The organism is Exiguobacterium sp. UBA3491 (genome assembly GCF_002377745.1).
In the GTDB taxonomy this organism is placed as follows: domain Bacteria; phylum Bacillota; class Bacilli; order Exiguobacteriales; family Exiguobacteriaceae; genus Exiguobacterium_A.
The window spans coordinates 58,210-70,014 of the sequence record NZ_DFQK01000015.1 but is presented as its reverse complement, the minus strand read 5'-3'; the positions used below and the strand labels follow the sequence as shown (position 1 = coordinate 70,014).

At 51.3% G+C, this 11,805-nt stretch carries 12 protein-coding genes; 6 read left to right on the top strand and 6 right to left on the bottom strand.

Annotation, left to right across the window (positions count from 1 at the left end; all coding sequences use genetic code 11):
- The first annotated feature begins 200 nt into the window (after positions 1-200).
- Genes B4F99_RS05290 through B4F99_RS05265 form a run of 6 tightly spaced genes read left to right on the top strand, consistent with a single transcriptional unit; the run spans position 201 to position 5,534 of the window.
- The gene (locus tag B4F99_RS05290) at positions 201-683 is read left to right on the top strand and encodes a hypothetical protein (RefSeq protein ID WP_055970124.1); all 483 of its coding nucleotides are present in this window, start codon (positions 201-203) and stop codon (positions 681-683) included.
- A 29-nt stretch (positions 684-712) separates the two neighbouring features.
- Positions 713-838: a hypothetical protein gene (locus tag B4F99_RS05285; RefSeq protein ID WP_290755830.1), complete on the top strand. Its 126-nt coding sequence runs from the start codon at positions 713-715 to the stop codon at positions 836-838.
- The gene (locus tag B4F99_RS05280) at positions 835-2,007 is read left to right on the top strand and encodes a galactokinase (protein WP_290755828.1); all 1,173 of its coding nucleotides are present in this window, start codon (positions 835-837) and stop codon (positions 2,005-2,007) included. Before B4F99_RS05285 ends, B4F99_RS05280 begins: the two co-directional genes overlap by 4 nt.
- Positions 2,008-3,006, top strand: a complete 999-nt coding sequence (gene galE / locus B4F99_RS05275) for a UDP-glucose 4-epimerase GalE (RefSeq protein ID WP_290755825.1) — start codon at positions 2,008-2,010, stop codon at positions 3,004-3,006. It begins immediately after the preceding gene.
- A gap of 30 nt (positions 3,007-3,036) precedes the next feature.
- On the top strand, positions 3,037-4,533 hold the full coding sequence (locus B4F99_RS05270; protein WP_290755823.1) for a UDP-glucose--hexose-1-phosphate uridylyltransferase: 1,497 nt from the start codon (positions 3,037-3,039) through the stop codon (positions 4,531-4,533).
- Positions 4,530-5,534: an aldose epimerase family protein gene (locus B4F99_RS05265; RefSeq protein ID WP_290755821.1), complete on the top strand. Its 1,005-nt coding sequence runs from the start codon at positions 4,530-4,532 to the stop codon at positions 5,532-5,534. Before B4F99_RS05270 ends, B4F99_RS05265 begins: the two co-directional genes overlap by 4 nt.
- Positions 5,535-5,614: 80 nt before the next feature.
- Here the strand turns inward: B4F99_RS05265 and B4F99_RS05260 are convergent, their stop codons facing one another.
- The 6 genes from B4F99_RS05260 to B4F99_RS05235 form a co-directional block, all read right to left on the bottom strand.
- Positions 5,615-6,115 carry a methylated-DNA--[protein]-cysteine S-methyltransferase gene (locus B4F99_RS05260; protein WP_290755819.1) on the bottom strand — a complete coding sequence of 167 codons (501 nt, stop codon included), beginning with the start codon at positions 6,113-6,115 and terminating at the stop codon, positions 5,615-5,617.
- Positions 6,116-6,193: 78 nt separating this feature from the next.
- A complete protein-coding gene (locus tag B4F99_RS05255; RefSeq protein ID WP_290755817.1) occupies positions 6,194-7,591 on the bottom strand; it encodes a dihydrolipoyl dehydrogenase family protein in 1,398 nt (465 codons plus the stop codon).
- Position 7,592: 1 nt separating this feature from the next.
- A complete protein-coding gene (locus B4F99_RS05250) occupies positions 7,593-8,810 on the bottom strand; it encodes a dihydrolipoamide acetyltransferase family protein (RefSeq protein WP_290755815.1) in 1,218 nt (405 codons plus the stop codon).
- A 13-nt stretch (positions 8,811-8,823) separates the two neighbouring features.
- Entirely contained in the window at positions 8,824-9,822 is a 999-nt protein-coding gene (locus B4F99_RS05245; protein ID WP_290755813.1) for an alpha-ketoacid dehydrogenase subunit beta, read from the bottom strand.
- Position 9,823: 1 nt separating this feature from the next.
- A complete protein-coding gene (gene pdhA, locus B4F99_RS05240) occupies positions 9,824-10,873 on the bottom strand; it encodes a pyruvate dehydrogenase (acetyl-transferring) E1 component subunit alpha (protein WP_290755811.1) in 1,050 nt (349 codons plus the stop codon).
- 13 nt (positions 10,874-10,886) lie between these two features.
- Positions 10,887-11,805 (bottom strand): Glu/Leu/Phe/Val dehydrogenase family protein (locus B4F99_RS05235; protein WP_290755809.1); only part of this gene is annotated, 919 nt, incomplete at its 5' end.

Genomic DNA, 11,805 nt, shown 5'->3' with positions numbered 1-11,805 from the left:
GAGACTGACTTTTGAGTCAGCCCTTTGTTATTCAAAAAATAATTTTTTGAAACCGTTTACAAGTTAAAAACCGATGTGCTATAGTCGATATAAAGTTAGATAATAAATTTAATTTACTAAGTTCATGGTCAACTAAGTGGAGGTGGATGCAGGTTAGCAGGGGCTAATCAAGCTGAAGCAGGAAAGGGAGGCATCGCGCAATGGAACCACACGATCCATGGGTTTCGTACCGTGAAGCTTTCGGGCGTTACGGAGCAATCCGCGGTTTTTATTTTCATCGGTCGACGCAACAGATGACAGAACAGGGTCCAGGCGATGTCCCGACAGACGAGCAGGATATCGTGCTCGTCCGACCACGACGTGACGGTGTATTTCAATTCCGGATGTCATCGGTACAAGGGGTCCTGACGATCCGTTCATCCGAGCTACACATTCGAAAAAATGAGAGCGGATACATTGAATTACGCGCACTCATGCAACACATGCGCTCTGCCGGTTGTTTGACGCTCGGTGGAGAGTTATACCTCTTCGTCCGACCGGATGTTGATACGCTGGCGTACCGTCTTCGATTGATTGCCCGCGTATTGATTCAGCTACAGGGAATGCCGATTCAGACGAAAGTGATCGAAGAATGGTGCAAACAAGCACAAATTGAAGGGGAACACGCTAGACGATACGCTTGACTACTTACACATAAAAGGGGAGCTCTTACATGAAATTCAAAAAAACGAAACTCGTTGCTGCAGCATCTGTCCTGACATTATCCGCATTCCTTGCTGGTTGTGGTGGAGAAGATGAGCAACAAACGAAAACGAAAGACGGTAAGACGATCGTATGACAAACCAGACGTTAGAAGCACAATTTGAACAGCGGTTTGGCTCACCGTCGACGCATCGCTTTTTTGCCCCAGGTCGAATCAATTTAATCGGTGAGCATACGGATTACAATGGCGGTCACGTCTTTCCGTGCGCGTTAACGTTCGGTACACACGCGATTGCGCGAAAACGAGACGATCAACGTTTCCGCTTCTACTCGCTGAATTTTGAGCAGGACGGCATCATCGAAGTCGCACTCGAAGAACTGGCGTATGACGCGACGCACGGTTGGACGAACTATGCGAAGGGTATGATTTCAGTCCTACAGGAAGCAGGATACCAGATCAATACAGGATGCGACATCTTGATTCAAGGTGACATCCCGAACGGAGCCGGTCTTTCGTCATCCGCTTCACTTGAACTTGTCATCGGAGTCTTGCTCGATCGATTATACGGATTAGACATTCCACGTCTTGATCTCGTCCGCTTTGGTCAACAGGTCGAAAACCGTTATATCGGCGTCAATAGTGGCATCATGGATCAATTTGCGATCGGTATGGGGAAAGCGGGAGCGGGATTGTTGCTTGATTGTGAGACGCTCGACTATACGTATGCCCCACTCGATTTGACGGGATATACGATCATCATCATGAATACGAACAAACGCCGTGAACTGGCAGATTCGAAATATAATGAACGCCGGGCGGAATGTGAGGCAGCACTCGCTTATCTCAATCAGTTCACATCACGGGAAACGCTCGGACAATGGACGACATCAGAATTCACGAAAGTCGCATGGGAAGACGAAATCTTGATGCGTCGCGCCCGACACGCGATTTCAGAAAATGAACGAACACTTCAAGCACTAGCGGCACTCGAAGCGGGAGAACTGAAGACGTTCGGTCAGTTGATGAATGCTTCACACGTCTCGTTACGGGAAGATTATGAAGTGACAGGGATTGAACTCGATACACTCGTCGAAGCCGCTTGGGAGCAACCGGGCGTGCTCGGCGCACGGATGACAGGTGCTGGTTTTGGTGGCTGTGCGATTGCGATCGTTGAAGACGAGGCAGTCGACGCGTTCAAACAAGCTGTCGGCGAACAATATGAAGCAAGGATCGGTTACCCGGCGACGTTCTATACGGCGACGGTCGGTGACGGAGCACGTGAAATCGAACGGGAGGTCATCTAAATGGCAACTTTAGTCGTAGGTGGAGCTGGTTATATCGGCTCCCATGCTGTCTATCAATTGATTGATGCCGGAAAGGATGTCGTCGTCATCGACCATCTGCAGTCCGGTCACCGTGAAGCGGTTCATCCGCGGGCACGTCTATATGAAGGAGACATACGCGATCGTGCTTTTCTCGATCGCGTCTTTACGGAAGAGACGATTGAGCAGGTCATCCATTTCGCTGCTTTTTCACTCGTTGGCGAGTCGATGACAGAACCATTACGCTACTTTGATAACAACGTTTACGGGACACAAGTGTTGCTCGAAGCGATGATCGCGCACGACATCAAACAGATCGTCTTTTCTTCGACGGCAGCCACATACGGTGAACAGGAGCAGATGCCGATTCTCGAAACAGCAGAAACGCGTCCGACGAATGCCTATGGTGAGACGAAGTTGATGATGGAGAAGATGATGCGATGGTCTGAACAAGCATATGGCTTACGTTATGTCGCATTACGTTACTTCAACGTTGCCGGTGCGCGCGTAACAGGAGAAATCGGGGAAGATCATGCGCCGGAAACCCATCTAATCCCGCTCGTCCTCGAAGTTGCCAACCGACAACGGTCAGAAATTTCGATCTATGGCGATGATTATCCAACGCCTGACGGTACCTGTATTCGTGATTACATCCATGTCGAGGACTTGATCGACGCCCATATGCGAGCACTTGATTATTTGGCTGATGGAAACGAGAGTACGGTCTTTAACCTTGGTTCAAGCCAAGGGTTTTCCGTTCGGGAAATCATTGAAGCAGCCCGTCGCGTGACGGGACATCCGATTCCAGAACGGATCATTGAACGTCGTGCAGGGGATCCGAGTATCTTGATCGCCGGATCTGCCAAAGCAAAAGAAGTTCTCGGCTGGACACCACAACGTACCGACATCGAAACGATCATCCGTGATGCTTGGAATTGGCATGCACATCATCCAGAAGGGTACCGGACGAGCGTTCGTTAATAGAGAGACAGAATGAGGAGAGTGACGGTGATGAATGAACTCATCCAACAGTTAGTAGCGCAAGCGATCCAGGAACGCTTGATTGAACAGGAAGATGCGATCTACGCCCGGAACCGGATTCTAGCGCGAATCGGTCAAGCCGATTTTGAAGAACAGGCAGACGTACCATCTCGCCCAATTCCCGATATTTTGGACGACATGATTGAAGTGTTGATCGTAAGTGGGCAGTTGCCGGCACATCTTGAAGACAAAGAGCAGTTCGCAGCAGATGTGATGGACATTTTCGTTGCCCGTCCGTCTGACGTGACGGCGGCATTCCGCCGTCTGTACGCTGAATCACCGGTAGCGGCAACAGATTACTTCTATCAACTGAGCCAAGCGAGTAACTACATCCAAACGAAACGGATCGCTAAGAATAAACGTTATCAAGCAGAGACGGTTTACGGGACGATCGATGTCACGATCAACTTATCGAAGCCGGAAAAAGACCCGCGTGAAATCGCGGCAGCTCGGACGGAAGCACCGACGGCGTCGAACTATCCAACCTGTCTGTTGTGCGTCGAAAATGTCGGCTACGCGGGTCGTGCGAATCATCCGGCCCGTGCAAATCACCGAATCGTTCCGCTGACACTGCTGGAAGAACCGTGGGCATTACAATACTCACCGTACGTCTATTACAACGAACATAGCATCATCTTGTCACAGGAACATCGTGACATGGTCATCAATCGGGATGCGTTTGCACGTCTGATTGCCTTCGTTGAGCAGTTTCCACATTACTTCGCTGGTTCGAACGCTGACCTGCCGATCGTCGGTGGATCGATTCTGACGCATGATCATTATCAGGGCGGACGCTATACGTTTGCGATGGACCGAGCAAAAACTTTAACATCCTTTACGTTCCCGGATCAGCCGACAGTCACTGGCGAAACCTTACACTGGCCACTGAGTGTGTTGCGTCTGAAGAGTAAAGATGCGTCGGCATTACTCAATGCTGCGACGACCGTCTATGAGACATGGTTGACGTACACGGATGAGAGTCAAGAGATTCGTTCACATACTGGTGAGACGCGACACAATACAGTGACGCCGATCGCCCGTCAACGTGATGGACAATTCGAGCTCGATCTCGTCTTACGGAACAACCGGACGTCAGCAGAACATCCGGACGGTATTTTCCATACGCATGCCGATATTCACCACATCAAGCGAGAAAATATCGGTTTGATCGAGGTGATGGGACTGGCAGTCTTACCGGCACGCCTGCTTCAAGAGTTGCAACAGGTCGAACAGTTCATCACAGGTGAAGTCGACGAAGTAGCTGTCGCTCATGCTGACTGGGCGCAAGAACTAAAACAAGCGTATGTCGGACAAGATGTCACGATATACGTCGAGCAAGCAGTTGCTGCAAAATTCGTACGTGGTCTCGAGGACTGTGGTGTCTTTAAACAGACAGAGGAAGGTCAGGCGGCGTTCGGACGATTCGTTCAACTCGTGACGCGCCAACCAGTGGAGGAACAACGATGACACGACTACTTGAGAAAGAGTTGATTCGACATACATTACGTCAGGAAGGCATCGAAGTGACACTCTGGAACTATGGCGGCATTATCCAGGACATCCGGACGATTGATCGGGATGGTCATTTGGAAAGCGTCGTCTTAGGTCTAGAGACGGTGAAAGACTATCAACAACACTCGCCGTACTTCGGGGCAATCGTCGGACGCGTCGCTGGTCGAATCGGACAGGCACGTTTCGAAGTAGCGGGAGACGTTTATCAGCTCGTCGCAAACGACGGGGCGAATCATCTGCATGGTGGAATTCACGGATTTGATCAAGCGTGGTTTGATGTCATCGAAGCGACGGATACATTATTCCATTTGCGCTTAAAAAGTCCAAACGGAGAAGAAGGTTATCCGGGAACAGTCACACTCGATGTGTTTTATCGACTAAAAGATACGACATTGACACTTGAGATGTCGGCGGTGACGGATCAGACGACACCACTCAATCTGACGAATCATACGTATTTCAACCTATCTGGAAATGCGAAGCGAGATGTGTTAGATCATGTCTTGACGTTACCAAGCGACTGTTACTTACCGGTCCAGCCAGACGGCTTGCCGACAGGCGAACAACGGGATGTATCCGGAACCCCATTCGATTTCCGGAACGGTCAGTCGATTCGTAAGGGAATTACGCTTGAGCATCCCGAGACGATCGCTGTCGGAAATGGCTACGATCATCCCTTCGTGTTGCAGGATAACACACTTCGACTCGCAGATCCGATATCCGGTCGTTTCGTCGACGTCACGACGAATCAGCCGACAGTTGTGCTCTATACCGGAACGCAACTACTGACCGATTATACAGTTCATGGTGTTCCTGCTCGACCGTCGCTCGGTTTATGTCTTGAAGCACAAGTGCATCCAAATGCAATCCATGAATCTGATTTTCCATCAATCCTGTTATCACCTGGTGAGACCTACCACTGGAAAACAGCTTATCATTTTAGTGTAGTATCTTGAAATAAGCCCCGCTTCCCGTGTCCAATTGGACAGGGAAGCGGGGCTTATTTGTGGTAGAACAGGGAAGGAAAAGTCTTAATTCACAGACGTTGCTCGAGCGCGAGTAGTGTCCGCTTCATATTCAGTCCACCATGATAGCCGAGCAGATCGCCTTTTTTGCCAATGATCCGGTGACACGGGATCGCGAGCAGTAATCGATTTTTTCCGATTGCCGTGCCAATCGCGCGAGTCGCGTTCGGGCGGAAGAGACGTTCCGCGATATCGGAGTAGGTGGCGGTTTGACCGTACGGTACCGCGCGTAAAGCATTCCAGACTTCAAGTTGAAACGGGGTACCGACTGGTGCGATTGGAAAGGACAGTGTCGTCGACTGCTGATTTAGATAAGCTAGTAGCTGCTCCGTATACAGAGCAAGCGCGGTGTCAGAAGCAATCCGATCGGCTCGGGGGAAGTGTTTCCGCGACCAGTCGTCGAATAACTCCTCCGGTTCATCCCAAGCGCCAACATAACAGAGACCATCTGCTGTAGCAGAGACCGGAAACGTATGCGTATTCCAGTGCAAACGAGTGAAGTACAGTTCCATGACATGTTTTCCTTTCTACACGAAATGAAGTGATGAATCCAAAAGAGGTGCTTCTGGCGCAGAGGCACCTCTTTTGGATTACGCGCGCGAACCGACTTGTTGCCGCGGTGGAAGATGGATCGATTGACCAAATAAGGCTTCCATTGATTCCGTCAAGGCTTCGCTTCGACTCGGATGGGCCATGACAGGGAAGAGGAGATCTTCTCGTTTCGCTGTCAGTTCCAGTGCTTGGGTGAATTGTCCGACGAGACGATGGGCATCGTCCCCGATCATGTGAATACCAAGGATCAGTGATGTTTGCTCATCAGCAATGACCTTGACGAACCCACTGCCACCTTCAATCGTCGTCGCTCCGTTTGCATTCAGTGGGAATTGTCCGCTCTGAACAGTATGTCCAGCTTCGACCGCTTCTTGTTCCGTCATCCCGACCGAAGCGATCGGTGGGAAGGTCCGTAGAACCGTCGGATTATACGGTGTCGTTGAATCGACGTCTTGACCGGACAAGTGAGCTGCCGTTCGCTTCGCTTCATGAATCGCACGGATGGCGAGCTGTGGACCTGGTGTGACATCACCGATTGCGTAAATATGCGGTTGATTCGTTCGTCCAGTTGCGTCAACTGGAATCGTCCCGTCTTCTGCAAGCGTCACACCAATCCGTTCGAGACCGAGAGTCAAACTGTTCGGAATCCGGGAAAGGGATTGGAATAGATAGGTGCCCTGATAGGTGACTTCTTCACCGTTTTTCATGACCGTGACGGTCGCGTCCATTGAAGCATCGATCCGTGTCACGACATCCGGCACGAGACGGATTTTTTGTTTTTTGAATGTCCGCTTTAGTTCCTTTTCAAGGCTTGGTTCAAGCGACAATTGATCGGCAAACAACGTCACCTCTGTACCGAGCGCATGGAAACAGGCTGCGGCTTCAAGTGCTAATGTGTCGGAGCCAATGATCAATAAGCTGTTTGGTAACTGCTCGAGTTGATAAAGCTGTTCGGCATTCAGTCGGCACGATTCCTCGTACTGGATGCTGTGACTACCGGTCGCGATGATGACATCTTGGAATCGATACGTATCGAACTGATGTCCCGACTCGACGCCGATCCGGTCCTCTGACAGGAAGGAAGCTGCACCAGAAATATGCTCGATTTGATTCGCCTGACAGAGGGCGACGACACCTTGACGTAATTGCTGCACGACACGATTGCGGTAAGCATTCAGTTTACTGAAGTCATGGACAGTAGGGGTGGTGAATCCAAGGTCTTCAAGATGAGGCAAGCGTAACATTTCTTCTGCCGCATGCGCATAAACCTTGGACGGGATACAGCCTCGGTTCAAACAAAGTCCACCGAGTTCAGCTTGTTCAATCAGTGTCACCTTACGACCGCCTTGCGCAGCACGGATCGCTGCCGTGTAACCTGCGGGACCCCCACCGATGATCAGGAGATCCCGTTCTTGTGTAAGTTCGCCAACAACCATGTTAGATCAACTCCAAAAGTAGGGTAGTCGGATGTTCAATCAGTGACACGAATCGGTTCGTAAAGGCAACAGCCGTTGCCCCGTCTGCGACGCGATGATCGAACGACATCGACAAATTCATCATCGAGCGGACGACGATTTGATCGTCTTCATCGACACAGGCTCGTTTTTTCGTCTTGTGGAAGGCAATCAATGCCGTTTCCGGATAGTTGATGATTGGTGTAGCCCCCGTACTGCCCAGTGGACCAACATTGCTCATCGTAAAGGTACTTGGCTTTAAGTCCGCTGCACGTAAGGCACCGTTTTGAGCACGTTGTTGCAACGAGATCAGTTGATCATGCAATTCCGTCAGTGAGAGCCGATCGGCATGACGGATGACAGGAACCATTAACCCGTCTGGTGTCTCGGTTGCCATGCCAAAGTGGAAATCCCGCTCTAATCGAATACATTCATTCGCTTCATCGAGTTTGGCATGGAAGACGGGGTAGTCTTTTAAAGCAACGATCAAGGCTTTGATGAAGAAAGCATTGACGTTAATGTTTCGTCCAGCTGCTTTCCATTCGGCACGTAATGCGAGCAAACGTGTCATGTCGACTTCCTCGAAGTGAGTGACATGGGGAATCGTGTACAGCGACTGGGTCATCTTTTTCGCGATTTGCTTACGAATGCCGCGAAACGGAATCGTTTCCGGTGATGTTTCTTGGTATGTGACCTCTTCAATAATCGGTGTAGCTGTCTCTTGTGGAGCAGTAGTAGCCTGGACGAAGCGAAGCACATCGTCCTCCGAGACTCGACCTGATGGATCGGAGGCCGTGATAGATTCGATATCAATTCCGTGATCACGAGCAATTTTTCGTGTGTACGGTGTCGCAAGGACCCGTTTTGATGGAGATGCTTGAGCAGGTGGGGCCGCGACGGCGACAGGCGCTGGTTCAGATACGCGCGACACTTCAGGTTTTACCGCGACCGGCACTTCAGAAGCGTTACTTACTTCGATGTGCAACAACGTCGTACCGACTTGCACCGTCTGACCGACCGGAATGATGATTTCCTTGACGATTCCGGAGACAGGAGCCGGTAGTTCAGCGACCATCTTATCGGTCGCAACCTCAACGACCGGTTGATCGGTCGTGACGTGGTCTCCGACTTGAACGAGATAATGGGCGATTTCACCTTCCGTCATACCTTCCCCGACATCATGTAACTTGACTTCGATCATGGGACTCAGCTCCTTAAAACTCGACCGTACGCTGAATCGTCGCAAGGACTCGTTCCGGCGTCGGAATGTAATGGTCTTCGAGGGCGAACAGTGGAACCGGAACATCAAAACCTGTCACACGGGCAATTGGTGCCCGTAAATAAAGAAACGCCGTATCGTTGATCAACGTGACGAGATCATTCCCGAGACCACCCATCGCTGCGGCTTCATGCACGATGACGGCACGACCGGTCTTTTGAACGGAAGCAGCGATTGTGTCCCGGTCAAGCGGATAGAGCGTCCGTAAGTCGAGGACTTCGCAAGAAATACCGCGTTCCTGTGCAGCCATCGCTGCCTTGTGAGCCACTTGGACCATTGCCCCCCAAGCGATCAACGTCACGTCCGTCCCTTCACTGACGTAGCGCGCTTTTCCGATCTCGACGGTATAGGACTCGCTCGGTACGACTTCCTTGAATAAACGGTAACTACGCATCGACTCGAGGAACAACACGGGATCTGGATCTTCAATCGCAGCAATCAATAACCCTTTTGCGTCGTACGGTGTCGCCGGACAGACGACCTTGAGACCGGGCATTGATGTAAAGAGCGCCTCCGTACTATCGGAATGGATTTCCGGTGCCCGGATGCCGGCACCATAAGGCGCACGAATGACCATCGGCACACTATAGCGCCCCATCGTTCGCATCCGGATACGAGAGACATGGGTCATGATTTGTTCATAGGCAGGGTAGATGAAGCCGAGAAATTGAATCTCGACGATCGGTTTAAAGCCATTGATGGCAAGACCGATCGATGTACCGACGATGCCGGCTTCACTGAGCGGTGTATCAACGATCCGGTCTTCACCGAACTCTTCTTGTAAGCCGTCCGTCGCTCGGAAGACGCCACCGTTTTTTCCGACATCTTCTCCAAGAACGAGTGTCGTCTCATCCTCCGACAATTTTGTCCGCAGGGCATCCGTGACAGCTTGAACGAGTGTCATCTCTGTTTGACGATTGATTGGTGTTGCCATCTCATTTCCCCCTTGCTAGCAGATACGCTTCTTTTTGTTGCTGGACATCAACCGGTAAGGTCGCGTACGTATGGTCGAACAGATCATTGACGTCTGGTGCCTTGAATTGCTCCATCGCAGTTACTGCCGCTTCGACTTCTGCCTGGTGCCGTTCCTGCAGCTGTTGCATCCAGGTTTCGTCAAAGTAGCCTTGATGTTGTAAGAACTGTTCAAGTCGATCGAGCGGATCGACCCGGTCACGCGAGCGGGCTTGATCACGGTATTTCGTTGGATCGTCTGCTGTCGTATGGGCACCAAATCGCCACGTGACGGCTTCGATCAATGTTGGTCCACCGCCAGAACGGGCACGCGCAACGGCTGCTTGCATCGTGAAATAGACGGCAAATGCATCGTTCCCATCGATTCGGACGCTTGGCATCCCGTAGGCGATCGCTTTTTGTGCGATCGTTTCGGAATGCATCTGTTTTTCGATCGGAACAGAAATCGCGAATTGATTGTTTTGGTTGAACAGAATGACTGGTGCTTGGAAGACACTCGCGAAGTTCATCCCTTCGTGGAAGTCGCCTTCAGACGTCGCCCCGTCACCAAAGTAGGCGACCGCGACGTTCGTCGTACCTTTTCGTTTTTCCGCCCACGCGGCGCCGACGGCATGCGGAATTTGCGTCGCAATCGGAACGGCAGGAGGGAAGATGTGTTTCTCAGACGGCACGCAACCTTCGACACGACCGTTCCAGTAGAGAAGGGTCCGCACCATGTCGGCACCGAACGTCAACGTCGCACCGTGATCTCGGTACGTCGGGAATAACCAGTCCTGCTCTGACAACGCCAGTGCACTACCGACTTGCGCTGCTTCTTGTCCTTCGAACGGTGCATAAGTGCCGAGGCGCCCTTGGCGTTGTAAGTTGATCGTCTTCCGGTCGAACGTCCGGATCCGATGCATCTGTTCATATAGGGTGAGGGCGAGCTCTTTCGTCAGATCGTGTTCTTTTGAGGCGTCGATGATACGACCTTCTTCATCGATGATGCGTTGAATCGGAAAATGTTGCTCCATGTCAGTCCCTCCTTCAGTGGTTACGGATATCCCATTTTGGTTTTGTCGTATTCGTGAAGATGTTGTTGTGTTTTGCCCGGATCTGCATCCGTTTTTCACACATCCGGTTCGCGGCTTCGACCGTCGTGATGTTTTCTGCTTGCGATTCCTTGAAGACTTCGAGCACGGCGTCATAGATGTGACGCGTCTTCAGGAGGACCCGTTCGTGATTTGCTCCGTACAGTTCGTCAGCGACTTGAATCAATCCACCACCGTTGACGATATAGTCTGGTGCATACAAGATGCCGCGGTCCATCAAGACGTGAGCGAGCTGTTCATCCGCAAGCTGATTGTTTGCCGAACCGCAGATGGCTTTGCACGGTAAGAGGGCAATATTTTGAGCGTGAATGACACCACCGTATGCACATGGAACGAAGACATCAGCATCCGTCAGATGAATTTCGTGAGGCGAGACGACGCGAACTGTCCCGGGTGCCATTTCGGCTTGAGTTACGATTGCTGCGAGCGCGGCTTCATTGACGTCTGAAACATAAATCGTCGCACCGGCGAGTAACAGTTGTTCTGCGACCTTGAAGCCGACCTTTCCAAGTCCTTGAATCGCATAAGTCGCGCGACTTAAGTCGTCCGAACCGAATAACGTCTCGATTGTCGCCCGGAGTCCATAGACGACACCTTCAGCCGTCGGGATCGATGAATCGCCACTTCCGCCAAAGGCTTCCGGAATGCCGACGATCCGTGACGTCTCCCGACTAGCATGAACGAAGTCATCCATCGTCGTACCCATGTCGGTTCCGGTGTAAAAACGTCCGCCGAGCGAATCGACGAAGCGACCGAAGGCACGAAAAAGCTCTGGTGATTTATCTGTTGCCGGATTGCCGATGATGACGGCTTTACCACCACCAAAATCAACATCAGCGGCAGCGCATTTATAC

Coding starts and splice junctions, on each gene's coding strand:
- B4F99_RS05290 (WP_055970124.1), top strand. CDS start 201: ATGGAACCACACGATCCATGGGTTTCGTACCGTGAAGCTTTCGGGCGT.
- B4F99_RS05285 (WP_290755830.1), top strand. CDS start 713: ATGAAATTCAAAAAAACGAAACTCGTTGCTGCAGCATCTGTCCTGACA.
- B4F99_RS05280 (WP_290755828.1), top strand. CDS start 835: ATGACAAACCAGACGTTAGAAGCACAATTTGAACAGCGGTTTGGCTCA.
- galE (WP_290755825.1), top strand. CDS start 2,008: ATGGCAACTTTAGTCGTAGGTGGAGCTGGTTATATCGGCTCCCATGCT.
- B4F99_RS05270 (WP_290755823.1), top strand. CDS start 3,037: ATGAATGAACTCATCCAACAGTTAGTAGCGCAAGCGATCCAGGAACGC.
- B4F99_RS05265 (WP_290755821.1), top strand. CDS start 4,530: ATGACACGACTACTTGAGAAAGAGTTGATTCGACATACATTACGTCAG.
- B4F99_RS05260 (WP_290755819.1), bottom strand. CDS start 6,115: ATGGAACTGTACTTCACTCGTTTGCACTGGAATACGCATACGTTTCCG.
- B4F99_RS05255 (WP_290755817.1), bottom strand. CDS start 7,591: ATGGTTGTTGGCGAACTTACACAAGAACGGGATCTCCTGATCATCGGT.
- B4F99_RS05250 (WP_290755815.1), bottom strand. CDS start 8,810: ATGATCGAAGTCAAGTTACATGATGTCGGGGAAGGTATGACGGAAGGT.
- B4F99_RS05245 (WP_290755813.1), bottom strand. CDS start 9,822: ATGGCAACACCAATCAATCGTCAAACAGAGATGACACTCGTTCAAGCT.
- pdhA (WP_290755811.1), bottom strand. CDS start 10,873: ATGGAGCAACATTTTCCGATTCAACGCATCATCGATGAAGAAGGTCGT.